The sequence below is a fragment of the Pseudomonas gingeri genome (assembly GCF_013385635.1).
GTDB classification, from domain to species: domain Bacteria; phylum Pseudomonadota; class Gammaproteobacteria; order Pseudomonadales; family Pseudomonadaceae; genus Aquipseudomonas; species Aquipseudomonas gingeri_A.
The window spans coordinates 399584-417095 of the sequence record NZ_JACAPR010000010.1 but is presented as its reverse complement, the minus strand read 5'-3'; the positions used below and the strand labels follow the sequence as shown (position 1 = coordinate 417095).

The 17512-nt window shown below is 63.2% G+C and carries 13 protein-coding genes and 4 tRNA genes; 9 read left to right on the top strand and 8 right to left on the bottom strand.

Features of this window, described 5'->3' with window-relative positions; all coding sequences use genetic code 11:
* Positions 1 to 94: 94 nt before the first annotated feature.
* The 5 genes from HX851_RS12315 to gltX all read right to left on the bottom strand — a co-directional run bounded on the left by HX851_RS12315 (position 95) and on the right by gltX (position 2388).
* A tRNA-Glu gene (locus tag HX851_RS12315) sits at positions 95 to 170 on the bottom strand.
* A 142-nt stretch (positions 171 to 312) separates the two neighbouring features.
* Positions 313 to 388 (bottom strand) — tRNA-Ala (locus HX851_RS12310).
* Between the two features lie 55 nt (positions 389 to 443).
* Positions 444 to 519, bottom strand: a tRNA-Glu gene (locus tag HX851_RS12305).
* Positions 520 to 606: 87 nt separating this feature from the next.
* Positions 607 to 682 (bottom strand) — tRNA-Ala (locus tag HX851_RS12300).
* Between the two features lie 224 nt (positions 683 to 906).
* Positions 907 to 2388 (bottom strand): glutamate--tRNA ligase, encoded by a 1482-nt coding sequence (gltX, locus tag HX851_RS12295; RefSeq protein ID WP_177056353.1) that lies wholly within the window; start codon positions 2386 to 2388, stop codon positions 907 to 909.
* 228 nt (positions 2389 to 2616) lie between these two features.
* On the opposite strand from gltX, the gene HX851_RS12290 reads away from it, so the two are divergent.
* Complete coding sequence (locus HX851_RS12290; RefSeq protein WP_177056354.1) at positions 2617 to 3663, top strand: HlyD family secretion protein; 1047 nt, start codon at positions 2617 to 2619, stop codon at positions 3661 to 3663.
* On the top strand, positions 3653 to 5203 hold the full coding sequence (locus HX851_RS12285) for an MDR family MFS transporter (RefSeq protein WP_218173441.1): 1551 nt from the start codon (positions 3653 to 3655) through the stop codon (positions 5201 to 5203). The genes HX851_RS12290 and HX851_RS12285 overlap by 11 nt, the downstream gene beginning before the upstream one ends.
* Here HX851_RS12285 and HX851_RS12280 read toward each other — a convergent pair.
* Positions 5200 to 6096 (bottom strand): LysR family transcriptional regulator, encoded by an 897-nt coding sequence (locus HX851_RS12280; protein ID WP_177056355.1) that lies wholly within the window; start codon positions 6094 to 6096, stop codon positions 5200 to 5202. The genes HX851_RS12285 and HX851_RS12280 overlap by 4 nt on opposite strands.
* Positions 6097 to 6199: 103 nt before the next feature.
* On the opposite strand from HX851_RS12280, the gene HX851_RS12275 reads away from it, so the two are divergent.
* A complete protein-coding gene (locus HX851_RS12275; protein ID WP_177056356.1) occupies positions 6200 to 7624 on the top strand; it encodes an aldehyde dehydrogenase family protein in 1425 nt (474 codons plus the stop codon).
* 54 nt (positions 7625 to 7678) lie between these two features.
* On the opposite strand, the gene HX851_RS12270 is transcribed toward HX851_RS12275, so the two are convergent.
* Positions 7679 to 8227 (bottom strand): cysteine hydrolase family protein, encoded by a 549-nt coding sequence (locus tag HX851_RS12270; RefSeq protein ID WP_177056357.1) that lies wholly within the window; start codon positions 8225 to 8227, stop codon positions 7679 to 7681.
* Between the two features lie 120 nt (positions 8228 to 8347).
* Here HX851_RS12270 and HX851_RS12265 point away from each other — a divergent pair, with 120 nt between their 5' ends.
* The 6 genes from HX851_RS12265 (at position 8348) to HX851_RS12240 (ending at position 15119) form a co-directional block, all read left to right on the top strand.
* Positions 8348 to 9370 (top strand): GlxA family transcriptional regulator, encoded by a 1023-nt coding sequence (locus tag HX851_RS12265; protein WP_177065525.1) that lies wholly within the window; start codon positions 8348 to 8350, stop codon positions 9368 to 9370.
* Positions 9371 to 9433: 63 nt separating this feature from the next.
* Positions 9434 to 10378, top strand: coding sequence for a 2-hydroxyacid dehydrogenase (locus tag HX851_RS12260; protein ID WP_177056359.1), 945 nt, complete (start codon positions 9434 to 9436; stop codon positions 10376 to 10378).
* Between the two features lie 62 nt (positions 10379 to 10440).
* Positions 10441 to 10836 carry an SH3 domain-containing protein gene (locus tag HX851_RS12255; RefSeq protein WP_177056360.1) on the top strand — a complete coding sequence of 132 codons (396 nt, stop codon included), beginning with the start codon at positions 10441 to 10443 and terminating at the stop codon, positions 10834 to 10836.
* A gap of 105 nt (positions 10837 to 10941) precedes the next feature.
* Positions 10942 to 12768, top strand: a complete 1827-nt coding sequence (locus HX851_RS12250) for a glycoside hydrolase family 15 protein (protein ID WP_177056361.1) — start codon at positions 10942 to 10944, stop codon at positions 12766 to 12768.
* A gap of 195 nt (positions 12769 to 12963) precedes the next feature.
* On the top strand, positions 12964 to 13467 hold the full coding sequence (locus HX851_RS12245; RefSeq protein WP_177056362.1) for a hypothetical protein: 504 nt from the start codon (positions 12964 to 12966) through the stop codon (positions 13465 to 13467).
* Positions 13468 to 13796: 329 nt separating this feature from the next.
* On the top strand, positions 13797 to 15119 hold the full coding sequence (locus HX851_RS12240; protein WP_368670200.1) for an Nramp family divalent metal transporter: 1323 nt from the start codon (positions 13797 to 13799) through the stop codon (positions 15117 to 15119).
* Between the two features lie 46 nt (positions 15120 to 15165).
* On the opposite strand, the gene HX851_RS12235 is transcribed toward HX851_RS12240, so the two are convergent.
* A complete protein-coding gene (locus tag HX851_RS12235) occupies positions 15166 to 17301 on the bottom strand; it encodes a PKD domain-containing protein (RefSeq protein ID WP_256262772.1) in 2136 nt (711 codons plus the stop codon).
* Positions 17302 to 17512: the final 211 nt, after the last annotated feature.

Here is a 17512-nt window from a genome sequence, read left to right as displayed (position 1 = left end):
CGGGATTCAGGGCGAAAAGGTCAAACGCCAGACAAACAAAAGGGCCATTCAATGATTGAATGACCCTTATAAAATCCCGCAGAGCGGGCAATCGTGGCGTCCCCTAGGGGACTCGAACCCCTGTTACCGCCGTGAAAGGGCGGTGTCCTAGGCCACTAGACGAAGGGGACACAAACCCTTCTAACAATTGCAGGATCAGACTGCTGGGCGATTGATGCAACGCGGTTCGACAGAACATCGTGTTGATCTCATCGCCGGCAAGCCTGCTCCTACAGCTTCAAGATCGGTGTGGCCAGATCCTGAAGTGTAAATTGGTGGAGCTAGACGGGATCGAACCGTCGACCTCTTGCATGCCATGCAAGCGCTCTCCCAGCTGAGCTATAGCCCCAGGTTTTTCGCCTCGCGGCGGAGTGGCATCAGTTGCAATGTCACTTCTGTAAAACTGGCGTCCCCTAGGGGACTCGAACCCCTGTTACCGCCGTGAAAGGGCGGTGTCCTAGGCCACTAGACGAAGGGGACGTAACCCTTTGTGTACCTGATCGGTGCTGGTTCCGATCTTTCGATACAAACTCCAGGGCAGTGTAGCCCACCCTGCAGCTTCTAAATTGGTGGAGCTAGACGGGATCGAACCGTCGACCTCTTGCATGCCATGCAAGCGCTCTCCCAGCTGAGCTATAGCCCCACATTCGACATTCACTTCACACCGTCGTTGCCGCCGTGTTTCCGTGTTGTCTTGTGGACGGGGCGCATATTAAGTGCGACCTACTCCCCTGTCAAATTTTTTTTAAACAATTTTCAAAAGAATTTTCCGGGATAACAATCACTTACCGCCCTCCCCCCGAAAAACCAGGGGTTGTCGGCCACGCCTCCGCCCCATGAAACGGAGGCGGCGTGGCCGACACCGGCTCAGGCAATCGTGCCCAACAGCTTTTCCCATTCCTTGTTTTCTTTCTTCGATACACCACCCAGCAGGTCCAGCGCCTGGCGCAGGCGGAAGCGCGTCAGGTCCGGGCCGAGGATTTCCATGGCGTCGAGCACCGATACCGAACTGGCCTGCCCGGTAATCGAGGCGAACATCAGCGGCATGGCATCGCGCAGCTTCAACTCCAGGGCATCGACCACCGCCTGGATGGTCGCGGTGATGCTGTCCTTCTCCCACTGGCGCAGGCTTTCCAGTTTCCACAGGATCAGTTGCATCAGCTTGCGCACATCATCCGGCGCGAGCTTCTTGTGTTCGAACAGCTTGGCCTCCAGCGGCAGACTGCCGGCGAAAAAGAAATTCGCCAGGGGTGCGACCTGGCTAAACGTCTCGACCCGGCCCTGGACCAGTGGCGCGATCTTCATCAGGTACTCGGGATTCAATGCCCAGTTCTGTACGCGACTGGCAAACTCTTCCACCGGCAGGTCGCGCAGCCACTGGCCGTTGAGCCAGGACAGCTTCTCGATATCGAAGATCGGCCCACCGAGGGAGACGCGCGACAGATCGAAGTTGTCGACCATTTCCTGCAGCGAGAACTTCTCGCGCTCGTCCGGCATCGACCAGCCCATGCGGCCCAGGTAGTTGAGCATCGCCTCGGGCATGAAGCCCATGCGCTCGTAGAAGGTCACCGAGGTCGGGTTCTTGCGCTTGGACAGCTTGCTCTTGTCCGGGTTGCGCAGCAGCGGCATGTAGCACAACTGCGGTTGTTCCCAGCCGAAGTACTCGTAGAGCAGGATCAGTTTCGGTGCCGATGGCAGCCACTCTTCGCCACGCAGCACGTGGGTGATACCCATCAGGTGGTCGTCGACCACGTTGGCCAGGAAGTAGGTCGGCAGGCCATCGGTCTTCATCAACACTTGCATGTCCATGCGATCCCACGGGATCTCGACCTCGCCGCGCAACATGTCCGGCACCACGCAGACACCTTCGGTCGGCACCTTCATACGGATCACATGGGGCTCGCCAGCGGCCAGGCGGCGGGCCACTTCTTCCTTCGACAGCAACAGCGCGCGGCCGTCGTAGCGCGGGGTTTCGCCACGGGCCATCTGCTCGGCACGCATCTGGTCCAGCTCCTCGGCGGTGCAGAAGCACGGGAAGGCATGGCCCATGTCGACCAGTTGCTGGGTGTACTTCTTGTAGATTTCGCTACGTTCGCTCTGCCGGTACGGGCCGTGCGGGCCGCCGACGTCCGGGCCTTCGGCCCAGGTGATGCCCAGCCAGTTCAGCGCATCGAAAATCTGCTGTTCGGACTCGCGGGTCGAGCGCAACTGATCGGTGTCTTCGATCCGCAGGATAAACTCACCGCCATGCTGCTTGGCAAAGCAGTAGTTGAACAAGGCAATGTAGGCGGTACCAACATGGGGATCCCCAGTAGGCGATGGCGCGATGCGAGTGCGAACGGTGGTCATGGGCGGTCTCGAAATAGAGATAAAACAAAGGGCGAATGGTAACAGGCCGATGCACCTCGCCTCCAGCACAGGCCGCCAGATACAGGGCATATAAGCCAACCTTGCTTCTAAAAATGGCGCCAGGCCTCGAAAAGCGGGCTTTAATCGTTAATGGCATTTACCCATCAATTAGGCTGTGCCAGATTCGTCTACCGCTCAGTTCACTAATTACCCGATCGTTGCCTGCCCATGCCAGCCCAGCTCAAGCGTCGCCTGTCTGTTTTCCTGCTGATCGTCCTGTTGATCGCCCTCGGCTTCTTTGCCGAGTGGTTCTGGCGCGGACGGTTTTATGAAAGCACCGATAACGCTTATGTCCAGGGCGAGATCACCCGGGTTTCCAGCCAGCTCGGGGCGCGTATCGATCAGGTACTGGTGGCCGACAACCAGCATGTGGAAAAAGGCCAGTTGCTGGCCAGGCTCGAAGGCGACGACTTTCATCTGGCCGTCGATCGTGCCAATGCCACCCTCGCCACCCGCGAGGCCGAACGCCTGCAGGCCCAGAGCAAACTGACCCAGCAGGCCAGCCTGATCGCTGCCGCCGATGCCCAGGTAGCATCCAGCCAGGCCAGCCTGGGCCGCTCGCAGCTGGACCTGTCGCGGGCACAGACCTTGCGCAAACCCGGTTATGTCTCCGAAGAGCGGGTCACTACCCTGTCCGCCGACAACCATATCGCCCGCTCCCAGGTCGCCAAGGCCCAGGCCGACCTGCAAAGCCAGCGCCAGCAGGTCAATGCCCTCACCGCCGAGCTCAAGCGTCTCGACGGCCAGATCGCCAATGCCCGTGTCGACCTGGCCCAGGCCGAACTGAACCTGACCCGCAGCGAAATCCATGCGCCGATCAGCGGCCTGGTCGGTCAGCGGGCGGCACGCAACGGCCAGTACGTACAGGCAGGCGCCTATCTGCTGTCGATCGTTCCGGACCAGGACATCTGGATCCAGGCCAACTTCAAGGAAACCCAGATCGGCCATATGCAGCCCGGCCAGAACGCCACGCTGACCTTCGATGCCTATGAAGACACGCCGATCCAGGGCCGCGTCGAGAGCCTGTTCGCGGCCTCCGGCGCGCAGTTCAGCCTGCTGCCGCCGGACAATGCCACCGGCAACTTCACCAAGGTGGTGCAGCGGATTCCGGTCAAGCTGACCTTCGCCACCGACAACCCGCTGCAAGGCCGGATCCGTCCGGGCATGTCGGTCACCGTCAAGGTCGATATCCGCGACACCGCCCATGGCCGGTGATGCGCTGATCCGGCCGATCGGCGAACCGACCCGGCGGGACTGGATCGCGGTGATGAGCGTGATGCTCGGCGCCTTCATGGCGGTGCTCGACATCCAGATCACCAACTCCTCGCTCAAGGATATCCAGGGCGCCCTGTCGGCAACCCTGGAAGAAGGCTCGTGGATCTCCACCTCCTATCTGGTAGCGGAAATCATAATGATCCCGCTGACGGCCTGGCTGGTGCAGTTGCTCTCGGCACGGCGGCTGGCGGTCTGGGTATCCCTCGGTTTTCTCGTCTCGTCGCTGCTCTGCTCGATGGCCTGGAGCCTGGAAAGCATGATCGTGTTCCGCGCCATGCAGGGCTTTACCGGTGGCGCGCTGATCCCGCTGGCCTTCACCCTGACCCTGATCAAGCTGCCGGAGCACCACCGCGCCAAGGGCATGGCGATGTTCGCCATGACCGCCACCTTCGCGCCGTCCATCGGCCCGACCCTGGGCGGCTGGCTCACGGAAAACTGGGGCTGGGAGTACATCTTTTATATCAACATCCCGCCAGGACTGATCATGATCGGCGGCCTGCTCTACGGCCTGGAGAAAAAGGACTCGCACTGGGAGCTGCTCAAGAGCACCGACTACGCCGGGATTATCAGCCTCGGCATCGGCCTAGGCTGCCTGCAGGTGTTTCTCGAGGAAGGGCATCGCAAGGACTGGCTGGAATCGCAACTGATCGTGACCCTGGGCAGCATCGCCCTGCTGGGCCTGATCACCTTCGTGATCCTGCAGTTGTCCAGGTCCAACCCGCTGATCAACCTGCGCATCCTGCGCAACCGCAATTTCGGCCTGTCGAGTATTTCCAGCCTGGGCATGGGGGTCGGTCTGTACGGGTCGATCTACCTGTTGCCGCTGTACCTGGCGCAGATCCAGAACTACAACGCCCTGCAGATCGGCGAAGTGATCATGTGGATGGGCGTGCCGCAGTTGTTCCTGATTCCGCTGGTGCCCAAGCTGATGAAATTCGTCTCGCCGAAAATGCTTTGTGCCCTGGGCTTCGGCCTGTTCGGGCTGGCGAGCTTTTCCTCGGGGGTGCTCAATCCCGATTTCGCCGGTCCGCAGTTCAACCAGATCCAGATCATCCGCGCCCTCGGGCAGCCGCTGATCATGGTCACCATCTCGCTGATCGCCACCGCCTATATCCTGCCCCAGGACGCCGGCTCGGCGTCGAGCCTGTTCAACATCCTGCGCAACCTCGGCGGCGCCATCGGCATTGCCCTGCTCGCCACCCTGCTGGATGCGCGGACCAAGGTCTATTTCGACTACCTGCGCGAAGCCATCGTCCCGAGCAACCCGCAAGTGGCCGAGCGCCTGGCGCTGCTGGCGGACAAGCTGGGCAGCGACACCGCGGCCCTCGGCAAACTCAGTGAAATCACCCACCAGCAGGCCTTGATCATGGCCTACAACGACGCCTTCCATTTTGTCGGCATTGCCCTGGGCATCAGCATGCTGGCGGTGCTGCTGACCAAGACGCTACCGGCGGGGATCAAGGCGGGAGAGGCGCATTAAGGCTGGCCGTTGCGCTCCCTGATCAGTTCGATCAATGCCCGCAGCCCCGCCGGTACGTGGCGGCGGCCCGGGTAGTACAGCGACAGCCCGTCAAACGGCGGCGTCCAGTCTTCCAGGACCGGCACCAGCGTCCCCGCCGCCAGGTCGGCGGCGGCGTTCCACTGCGTCGCATACACCAGCCCCAGCCCCGCACGCGCCGCCTCCAGTACCAGGGTCGACTCATCCAGGGTCAGCACGCCCTGGACATCCACCGCATGGGTCTCGCCATGGCGCTCGAACTCCCAGTGATAGATCCGCCCACTCGGCAAGCGCAGGCGAATGCAGCGGTGCTTGAGCAGGTCGGTCGGGGTCTGCGGCACGGGATTGCGCGAGAAGTACTCCGGGCTGCCCAGCACCAACAGGCGCAACGGCAAGCCCAACGGGATGGCGATCATGTCCTGGGGCACGCTGTGGTGCAGGCGAATCCCGGCATCGAAGCCCTCGACGACAATATCGATCAGCTTGCCCTCGGTAACGATGTCCACGTGCATCTGCGGATAACGCCGCATGTACTCGATGAACAACGGCATCGCCTGCTTCGCCGCACCCGTGGCAGTGTTGATCCGCAAGGTCCCGATGGGAATGCCGGCGTGACTGCCCGCCTGCTCCATCGCTTGGCGAATGGTCGACATGGCCGGCGAAATGCTTTCGACAAACTGTGCCCCCGCCTCGGACAAGGCCACGCTACGGGTCGTGCGGTTGAACAAGCGGGCACCGATCCGACTTTCCAGCGCCGACACCGCATGGCTCAGGGCCGAGGTCGAGACCTCCAGTTCGGCCGCCGCGGCCCGAAAACTCCGGTGCCGGGCCACCGCCAGCACCGCTTCCAGCTCTGTCAGGCCTGAAGTCCGCATTATCCCAAATCACTCATCAAGTCATGCCGCTCTGTCCGGCTTATCAGATCAATCCTAGTCCCATACCGTGTTCGACACCACCCGTGCACGCTCTGGAGCTGTCATGCAACGCATTGATCACATCTATATCAACGGTACTTTTGTCACGCCCCATGGCCAGGAGCTGTTCGATCTGTACAACCCGGCCACCGGCCAGGTCATCGGCCAGGTCCGCCTGGGCGATGAGGAGGACGCCGACGCCGCCATCGCCGCCGCCAAGGCGGCTTTCCCGGCCTTTTCGCGTACCAGCAAGGCCGAGCGCCTGGCAATGCTGCAACGCATGCATGCGGCCATCACCGCCCGTGAGGACGAGCTCAACGATGCCTTGATCGAAGAATACGGCGCACCGGCTTCCCGTTCGCGGTGGATGGCCCAGCACGCAGCGAACGTGCTGCTGGAGTCGGCACGGGTCCTGGAAAACTATGCTTTCATCCGCCAGGCCGGGACCGCCGAAGTCAGCATGCAGCCCCTGGGTGTCGCCGGCCTGATCACGCCATGGAACAGCAACGCCGGTTTTATCTGCGGCAAACTCGCCTCGGCCCTCGCCGCCGGCTGCACGGCGGTGATCAAGCCCAGTGAAATGAGCGCGATCCAGACCCGCATCGTCACCGAAGCCCTGCACGCGGCCGACCTGCCGCCCGGCGTGTTCAATATCGTCACCGGCCGCGGCGAAACCGTCGGCGCCCGGATCAGCAGCCATCCGGACGTGGCGAAGATTTCCTTCACCGGCTCGACCCTGGTCGGCAAGACCATCCTGCGGGCCGCCGCCGAGACGCTGAAGCGCGTCACCCTCGAACTGGGCGGCAAGTCCCCGGTAGTCATTCTCGACGATGCCGACCTCGACCAGGCCATTCCCATGGCCCTGCAGGCCGGCTTCATGAACAACGGCCAGGCCTGTGTCGCCGGAACCCGGATACTGGTCCCGGAGCAGCGCCTGGCCGAGGTCGAGGCCGCCGTCCTCAAGGCCATCGGCGCTATCCGCTCCGGCGACCCGAGGGCACGGGACACCAGCATCGGACCGATGGTCAGCGAGAAACAATGGCAGCGGGTCCAGCGTTACATCCGTATCGGTATCGACAGCGGCGCCCGCCTGCTGAGCGGTGGCGAAGGCCTGCCGGAAGGTCTGCAAGCCGGTTGGTTCGTGCAGCCGACCGTGTTCAGCGGCGTGACCAACGACATGACCATCGCCCGCGAGGAGATCTTCGGCCCGGTGCTGTCGATCATCACCTACCGTGACCAGGAAGAAGCCTTGCGAATCGCCAATGACACGCCCTATGGCCTGCAAGCCTATGTGATGTCCCGGGATGTCGAACGGGCCCGCCAGGTCGCCGGGCGCATCGAGGCCGGGCGCGTGCTGATCAATACCCTGGCCCATGAACCGCAGGCACCTTTCGGCGGCTTCAAGCAGTCGGGGATCGGGCGCGAATACGGGACCTTCGGGCTCGAGGCGTTCCTCGAACCCAAAGCGATTCTGGGGGCAACTCAATAACCGACTCCCCGGCAGGCCGCTGCCTGCCGGGGGATCACGTCCGTCCGTGACGGCTTAGCGCGCCAGCCACTGCTCGGCGGAGACCACCGTGGCATAACCGAACGCCAGGGAGGCCATGAACGCCCCGTGCACATGGGCCGCCGGCACCGTCAGGCCATTGAACTCCAGGTCCCGCGAAGCACAGGCATCGTGAATCACCGTGACCGTGTAGCCCTGATCAGCCGCCGCGCGGGTGATCGCGTCGATGCACAGGTGACTCATGCTGCCGACCACCACCAGTTCCTTGATGCCATTGCTTTCCAGTACCGTTGCCAGTTCGGTGTCGCGAAACGAGTTGACGAAATGCTTGAGTATCACCTGCTCGTCGGCGCGGTTGAGGACCTTGGCGTGCAGCAGCGCCCCTTCGGAACCTGGCACAAAGAACGGTGCATCGGCGCTGGCGAACTCATGGCGGACATGCACCACCAGGTCACCCGCCTCACGCGCTGCGGCCAGAATCGCGGCGGCCTTGTCGGCCGCCGCATCGGCGCCGCTCAAGGTCCATTTTCCGCCTGGGAAATAGTCGTTCTGGATATCCACCAGGATCAGCGCTTGTACGGACATATCATCTTCCTCGATTGAGTGGTGCAGCGTTCGGTTGCTTTGCTCTACCGGATCAAGTATCCAGTTCCCACGGTGTTCCGGGGATTGGCCGGACCGACACTTTCGAGGGGAAAACTGACAATGGACGCGCCCACGGCCGCCATCGATCGCACCACGACAACCGAAGGGCGTAACGACAGCGCCGTGGCAGAGATCGGCCTGCTCCTCTATCCCGGCGCGCAGACCGCCGCCGTCCATGGCCTGACCGACCTGTTCAGCGTGGCCAACCGCATGGTCGCCGAGCACGGCGATACCGCCCGGCGGCTGCGTGTCAGCCATTGGGCCACCGTTGCCACGGGCGAATCGCTCGAACGGATCTATGACAGCCTGCCAGGCGTGGACGGCCATCCGGTGGCCGTGGTTCTTCCTCCGTCGCTGGGCGATACCCCCTCGCCCGCCGCCTTGCAACTCAGTGCCACCTGGGTCCGCGAACAACACAGCCGTGGGGCGATCATCGGCTCCGTGTGCATGGGCGCCTTCGTGCTCGCGCAGACCGGCCTGCTCGACCAGCGCCCCGCTACCACCCATTGGAACTCGGCCAAGGCCTTTACCGCGCTCTACCCGCAGATACGGCTCGATACCGACAAGCCGATCATCGATGATGGCGACCTGATCACCACCGCCGGGCTGATGGCCTGGTCCGAGTTGGGCATGCGCCTGATCGAACGGCTGCTGGGGCCGGGCATCGCTACGCGCACCGCGCGCTACCTGCTGATCGAACACCGTGACAACAGCGGGTGCGCCGGTAACTTTGCACCGATCCTGGGGCATGGCGATGCGGCGATCCTCAAGGTCCAGCACTGGCTGCAAAGCAGCGGCGCGCTTGAGGTGAGCGTGAATGCCATGGCCGACAAGGCCGGCCTGGAGGAACGCACCTTTCTGCGCCGCTTTCGCGCCGCCACCGGCCTGCGCCCGACGGAGTACTGCCAGCACCTGCGGGTTGGCAAGGCGCGGGAAATGCTTGAATTCACCAACGGCACCGTCGACCATATCGCCTGGACCGTGGGTTACCAGGACCCAGGTGCATTCCGTTCGACCTTCAAGAAAATCACCGGTTTCTCGCCCAGTGATTACCGAAGTCGCTACGGCGTCAGAGCAACCTGAGCTCAACCACCGGCAGGGTGATGCCTTGCCGGTCACGCTTATTGATACGGCCCGGAGAAACACATGAGCAACGTGCTGCTGGTACTCGTGGAAACTGTCAACGACTACCTGCCCATCATCCAGAAGCACGGCTTCGAGCTGATCCTCGCGCCGACCCGAGAGCTTCGCGCGCAAGCCATCGCCGAGCATGGCGAACGCATCAACGCCGTACTCACTCGCGGCCCGCTGGGCCTGTTTGCCGAGGAGATCGCCGCCCTGCCCCGGCTGGAAATCATCTGTGTGATCGGCGCCGGCTACGAAAAGGTCGACCTGCACGCCGCGGCCCAACGCGGCATCATCGTGACCAACGGCGCCGGTGCCAATGCATCGTCGGTGGCCGATCACGCCATGGCCCTGCTGCTGTCGCTGGTACGCGATATTCCCCGCGCCGACGCGTCGGTACGCCGTGGTGAATGGCGCAAGCTGATGCGTCCGTCCCTGGGCGGCAAGCGCCTGGGCATCCTCGGCATGGGGGCGGTCGGCGTGGCGATTGCCCAACGCGCGGCCCTCGGTTTTGGCATGTCGGTGAGCTACCACAATCGCCGCCAGCGCGAAGACATCGACTATGCCTACTGCGCAACCCCGGTCGAACTGGCGCAGGCCTCCGACTTCCTGATCGTCGCTACGCCGGGCGGCGCCGGCACCCACGGTCTGATCGGCCGGCAAGCCCTGGAGGCGCTGGGTCCGAACGGCTTTATCGTCAATATCGCCCGCGCCAGCGTGGTGCTGACCGACGACCTCGTGGCCGCCCTGGAACAAGACCGGATCGCCGGGGCCGCCCTGGACGTCTTCGATGACGAGCCGAACGTGCCGCACGTGCTCAAGGCATTGCCCAACGTCGTGCTCACGCCCCATGTTGCCGGTCTCTCGCCGGAGGCCTCCGAAGCCACGGTCAACCTGGTGGCGGAGAATCTGCTGGCGTATTTTTCCGGCAAACCGGTGCTCACGCCCGTTGCCCTTCCCGGCTGATCGGCAACCGGCCTTGCCTTATGATCGCCACCTTTTCCAACTTTTCGATGGACACCTCCCGCATGGAACGCCCCGCCCGCCTGCTGCCCCTTGCCTGCCTGCTGCTGAGCCTCTCGCCCCTGGCCCGGGCCGCAGACGCCCCCGTCGATTGCGCTGCCCTGCATGAAAAGGCCAATGCCGAAGCCGGCAGCTACCGCCCGCCCGTCGAAGGCAAGGTGATCGGCAAGGGCCGGGCGTACTTCCACAGTGCGCCCAGCAGTGCCTGTATCAGCAAAAAGGTCTTTGTCGTTCCCGGCGACAGCCTGACGGTGTACGCCAGCACCGAGGACGGCTGGGCCCAGGTCATGTACATCGCCAAGGGCGGTGAGGACTTCAGTGGCTGGGTCGAGGAAAACCGTGTCGAACTGGGCCAGGAGTACGGCGGCGACCCGGAGCCCTCCGATACACCGGAGCAGTAGACGGCAAGCCGCCTGAACTCCGTCGGAGAATGCCAGTCAGCTCTGTGAGTGCCTGCAAATGCACACACTGACAGCGGCATCCCCTCTATCCGGAGTTTCGCGTCCATGGTCGATCTTTCCAACGAACCCCAGAGCGCAATCGAGGCCCATGGCATCATCGGCGACATGAGCAGCGCCGCGCTGGTCAACGACCGTGGCAGTGTCGATTTTTTCTGCTGGCCGGCGTTCGACAGCCCGTCGATCTTCTGCGCCCTGCTCGACAGCCCGCAGGCGGGGATTTTCCAGCTGGCCCCGGATCTGCCCCACGCCCGCCGCGAACAGATCTACCTGCCGGACACCAATGTCCTGCAGACCCGCTGGCTGAGCGCCGGGGCCGTGGTGGAAATCACCGACCTGCTGCCCGTCAGCGACGACGAGGACGACCTGCCCATGCTGATCCGCCGGGTGCGGATGGTCAGCGGCCATGCCGACTTCCAGCTGTGCTGCGCCGTGCGCCACGACTACGCCCGTGCCGCCACCCGCGCCCGGCTCGATGGCAACGACGTGTGCTTCGAGGCGCCCGACCAGCCGGGCCTGCGCCTGTGTGCCGACCAACCGCTGCACCTGCAGCGCAACGCCGCCGTCGCCAGCTTCCGCCTGGAACAGGGACAGACCGCCGAGTTCCTGCTTGGCGCCGCCGACGATGCGCGGGTCAAGGCCGGCGGCAGCGACCTCGCCCTGCAACGCACCCTGACCTTCTGGCGACACTGGATCGGCCGTTCCAACTATCGCGGCCGCTGGCGCGAAGCGGTCAATCGCTCGGCCCTGGCCCTCAAGCTGCTGACCTCACGCAAGCATGGCGCGATCCTCGCCGCCGCCACCTTCGGCCTGCCGGAAAGCCCCGGCGGCCAACGCAACTGGGATTATCGCTACACCTGGATCCGTGACGCTTCGTTCACCATCTATGCCTTCATGCGCCTGGGCTATATCGAGGAAGCCAACGGTTTCATGCGCTGGTTGCGCGGGCGCGTCGGCGATTGCAGCGACCAGCCGCTGAAGCTGAATATCCTCTATGCCATCGACGGCACCCAGGAACTGCCCGAAACCGAACTCAAGCACCTGTCCGGCCACGGCAATGCCCACCCGGTGCGCATCGGCAACCAGGCCTACGGGCAGGTCCAGCTGGATATCTTCGGCGAGCTGCTGGACGCGGTGTACCTGACCAACAAATACGGCGAAGCGATTTCCCATGAAGGCTGGCTGCATGTCGGCCAGATCGTCGATCAGGTCTGCGACACCTGGGACCAGGCCGATGTCGGGATCTGGGAGATGCGCGGCGAGAAACACCACTTCCTGCACTCGCGACTGATGTGCTGGGTCGCCCTCGACCGCGCCATCCGTCTGGCCTCCAAGCGCTCGCTACCGGCGCCGTTCGCCCGTTGGGACAAGACCCGCCAGGCGATCCACAGCGATATCTGGAACAACTTCTGGAACCCGGAACACGGACACTTCGTCCAGCATATCGGCGGCACCGGCCTCGATGGCTCGATGCTGCTGATGCCGCTGGTGCGTTTTGTCGGGGCCACCGATCCACGCTGGCTGGCCACCCTGGAGGCAATCGAAAAAAGCCTGGTTCGTGATGGCATGGTCTACCGCTATCGCAACGACGATCATCCCATCGACGGCCTGCCGGGCACCGAAGGCGCCTTCGCCGCCTGCTCGTTCTGGTACGTCGAATGCCTGGCCCGCGCCGGCCGCGTGGAACAGGCACACCTGGAGTTCGAACAGCTGCTGCGCTATGCCAATCCCCTGGGGCTGTATGCCGAAGAGTTCGATCCACAGGGCCGGCATCTGGGCAATACCCCGCAGGCATTGACCCACCTGGCGCTGATCAGCGCGGCGTGTTTCCTCGACCGCAAACTGAGCGGCGATGTCACGCCATGGCAGCCCTGAGGAACATCTCGTCGATACATGTCCGGCGCTTTGTATGAAGTTTGTAACGCAACTGAATATATTCTCTGCCCTGTCGATACATTTGTTTAGACTCGTTTATCACGCTTTTTTCGACAGGACATTCCCAATGGTTTTCTCGCAAAGACCCCGGCACGATGCTGAAACCCACGGCCACGCAGTCGTTGGGGGGCGGGTATGAGCCTGGGTTCGATCTCCGCCTGGGCCACTGCCGTGCGTTCGCGGGTGGTGCAACAGGATGTCGCGGCGGCGAAAAAGAACAACACCGAGAAGGCCAACGCCGACAAGGTTCTCAAGGACATCAAGCCCGATCCCAAGGCCCTCGACACGGACAAGATGGCCAAGGAGCATCTGCAGTCGAAGTTCCAGGGGTTCGATCCGAAATCGGTCACTGCGGAACAACTGGCCAAGTACAGCGATATCCTCAAGGAACAGGGCCTGATCAGTTCCACCACGGCCAACCTGCTGTCCACCGCCGGTTCGCAGAAAAAGCCGAACGAGAAGTTCAACGCCCTGGACTACTTCGCCAACCAGATCAGCGGCCTGCAGAACAGCCCGACGAAGAACGAGCAGTTCACCAACTACATGATTCCCGAGTACAAGCGGGCGATCAACGTGTTGCAGAACCTGCAACAGTTCGCCAACTCCGGCGCAAGCATGTCCATCGACACCAAGGCCTGATCCCCCGGCAACGGGCAGATGTGGGAGCGGGCTTGCCCGCGAAGCTCCTGGCGCCCTTGAGGGCGCCTTCATCGCAATGCCGCCCCGACAAGCCCACACCCGTCACACACGACGCGGAAATAATCTTCTTGCCGGCCTTCCACGCCCCTGGCAGCTGTAGCTCAAACATTTATTTGATTATGCGAATACTTATCATATAGATTCGTAAATATATGTTTCACCGCCAACCGGGAGTCCCCGCGCAATGCCAAGGTCAATCAACAGGGCTTGGGCCGGAGCCTGCAAGCGTCTAAGCTGGGATGCCCATCTCTTCAGCCTTGGATCGCCGTGTGAAATTCAGCCTGCCGAAAGTTGCCACCGCCCCCTTCTGTCCCTCTGAGGTGAACGGCTCGATTGCAGTCGACAGCGGGGCGCCGTTTTTCAAGCGTGCCTTGCGCTTCGCCGGACCCGGCCTGCTGGTGTCCATCGGCTATATGGACCCGGGCAACTGGGCCACGGCGATCGAGGCCGGCTCGCGCTATGGCTACAACCTGTTGTTCGTCGTGCTGCTGGCAAGCCTGGCGGGCATGGCCGTGCAATGCCTGTGCTCACGCCTGGGCATCGCCACCGGCCGCGACCTGGCACAGCTCTGCCGCGAGCGCTACAGCCCTCGTTCGGCGCGCACCCAGTGGCTGCTGGCGGAAGTTTCGATCATCGCCACCGACCTCGCCGAGGTGCTCGGCTGTGCCCTGGCCTTCCACCTGCTGCTGGGCTGTTCGCTGACCTTCGGGATTGTCCTGACCGCCTTCGATACTCTGCTGATCCTGGCCTTGCAGAACCGCGGATTCCGTCGCCTGGAAGCGATCATGCTGGTGCTGGTGGCCACCATCGGCGTGTGTTTCTTTGTCGAGCTGGTGCTGATCAAACCCTACTGGCCGGACGTGTTCAACGGCTTCAAACCATCGATGTCGGCACTGAGCGAAGCCGCGCCGTTATACCTGGCGATCGGTATCCTCGGCGCGACGGTGATGCCCCACAACCTCTACCTGCATACCTCCATCGTCCAGACCCGGCTGATCGGCAGGGATCGGGCCAGCCGCCAGGACGCGGTCCGCCTGGCGCGGGTCGATACCATCGGTTCGCTGGCCCTGGCGCTGCTGGTCAACGCGGCGATCCTGATCCTCGCGGCGGCGGCTTTTCACCAGTCCGGACACACCGACGTGGTGGAGATCCAGGACGCCTATCACCTGCTCGATCCGCTGGTGGGCGGGGCGTTCGCCAGCACCCTGTTCGGTATCGCCCTGCTGGCCTCGGGGCAGAGCTCGACCTTCACCGGAACCATTGCCGGGCAGGTGATCATGGAGGGTTACCTGAACCTGAAGATTCCCTGCTGGCAGCGCCGCCTGATCACCCGCGGACTGGCCCTGATCCCGGCCTTTATCGGCGTCTGGCTGATGGGTGAAGGGGCCGTGGGCAAGCTGCTGGTGCTGAGCCAGGTGGTGCTCAGCCTGCAACTGCCGTTCGCCCTGTACCCGCTGATCCGCATGACCAGCGATGAGCGCCTGATGGGCGAGTTCGTCAACCGCTGGTACACCAAGGGCCTCGCCTGGGGCCTGTTCGTGGTGATCAGCGGAGCGAATATCTGGCTGATCGCGCAGGTGTTCAGCGAGTGACGCGGTAGCGCCCCGGCCCGGGTCGGGGCGTCCCTTTATCAATGGCTCAAGGACAGGCGTGGTCGCCAAGCAATGTCCAGGCGGTACCCGGTGGCGGGGTGTTCACCCAGTACTTGGCCTGGTACAGCTTGCCCTGGTGAATCACCTGGTTGCCAGCGACATAAGGCCGCCCGGTCTGCCAGGGTACCGGCAGGTGGCTGACCAGGGTAAAGGCATCGGTCTTGTCCGGCGAGATCCCCCGGCTCGACCAGCCGGCTCGCCACACCACTCCGTTATGCTGCACGGTATCGCCGCCGACATAATTCTTGAGCGCGTCCCATTGCGGGTATTGCCCCGCGCTCGGGTCGGTCGGAATACAGCCGCCTCCGCCACCGGATCCGGCGACCACCCTGACGACCTTGGTTTTCGCATTCTCGCGCCCTTGGGCGTCGCGCACGGTGAGCTGCACCGTACGGTTGCCGACGGTAGCCGGCGCGGTGGCGGTCACCCGCTGGCTGCTGGAACTGGCGGGAGTGAAGCCGGGCAAACTCCAGGCGTAAGCCAGTTGGCTGCCCGTCGAGGCCGCCGCCAAAAACTCGAGTGACTTTCCGGTTTCAACCTGCTCATCGGCGGTAATAACCGCCACCGGAGCAGGACTGGACGGTTCGGCGCTGACGTTCACTGCCTGGCTGTCACTCAGTTCGTCGCTATTGGTCACCGTCAGGCGGAAGCTAAACAGCGTGCTGCGTCCCACCGCCGGCACCCGCGCCTGCGCCTCCCGTGACGAACTGCCGGTGATGCTGACGTCCGGCGTCCCATTCGTCTGCTCCCAGCGATAGCGCAACGCCCCGCCCGCCGGGTCGGAGGACTGCGAGCCGTCGAGCCGGACCACCGTTGGCCCGGTAACGGCGGAAGGCTCCGCCCTGGCAACCGCATAAGGAGGAACGGCTTCCACCGGATCCGGGTAGAAACTCGCCACCACGGGTGCGCGCAATGTCCAAACCCTCGCGTTGTCGCTGACATTCACCACCCCCAGGGGCGACTCCTTGTAGGTGCGATAGGGGTTCGACCAGTAATTGATCACGCTGCAACGGGAACAGTAAGGCGCCATGATCGTCGACCAGCGAATGTCGCCCGAGGTTTTCTGATGGCCGGAACCGTAGGGGAACACATTGCCCTGGGCTTCTTCCGGGGTGTGGTCGGCGCCGATATTGTGGCCGATTTCGTGCTGCACCGTGGTGCCGTCGGAGAAACACGTCCAGTCGACCGCCCCATAGGCCGTTGCCTTGCTCGAATTCAGATTGGCCAGGCCACAGTAGGAACGGATATCCGCCACCAGCACCACTAGGTCCGCGCGCTGCTCATCGCGCAAGGCCCAGGTCGGCGCGCCGAGATCGCGGTCGGAGCGGCTCTCGATCTTGTCCAGCAAGCGATCGCCATCCGCCTGGGCCTGCTGGTCGTAGTTCGCAATGTAGGTGCCGGCACTCTCGAACCGCGTGGGAATATCACTGTTGACGAAGGACTGGTTCGACTCCTCGATCACCAGGGCGGACTGGGCCTGAAAGCCCGCATTGCCGCCGAGTCTCTCGACGGCCATTGGCGTGGCGACGATCATCACCCGGATCGTGCTGATGCCGTCACGCGGGCGCACCTCGGCTGTCGACTCCATCGTTTGCGCGGCCGACTCCTTGCGAATGACGTGCTGAGCGGCATCGGACTCCTCGCCGAAGTGGCGCTTCTTGCTCTGATCGACCTTCACCAGGACCTGCCCACCCTGATTGAGCGGCAGGATTCTGTAGACCTCGCCCCCCACCCGGACGATCCCGGTGACCTGGTCGGCGTTGCGCACCAGCACCACCGAATTCAGCTCATCGAGCAGCCGTTCATCCTCGGCACTACCCTGGCTGGCTGCTCCCGGCATGGCGATCTCGCCGCGCCAGACAGCCCCGGTCGCGGTAGTGCGATAGAACAGCTTGCTCGCGCTGACAATCCGGCCATCGCCCAGCGGAATCTGCAGCACGTCGAGTTGATCGGATAACAGATCCGCATGGGCCTGCACCCGATGCACCGACGCAAACGCCTGCACGTCGAGGATCGCCGTCAATGCCGGGTCAGTGGTTTGCCGCATCTGCTGTGGCGATTGCGCGGGTTCGATCGTAAAGAGGCTGTCCGCCGCCCATGAGGCCGGGGCAAGGGTCAGCATGAAGAGAATCCACGCGAACAAGCGGTAGCGTTTCCATGAGCCGGATCGCGCACCGGACAGGTGACAAGTCATGACACTCTCCCATTCGAACGGACAAAGCGCTGCCTTGGCCGTACGCACATTGGTGTTTTCGTGGGGGTGCTGGTGACGATCGACTACGCGCTACAACCTGATGGGTGCGCTGGCACGCACCCGACGACTCAAACGCCTG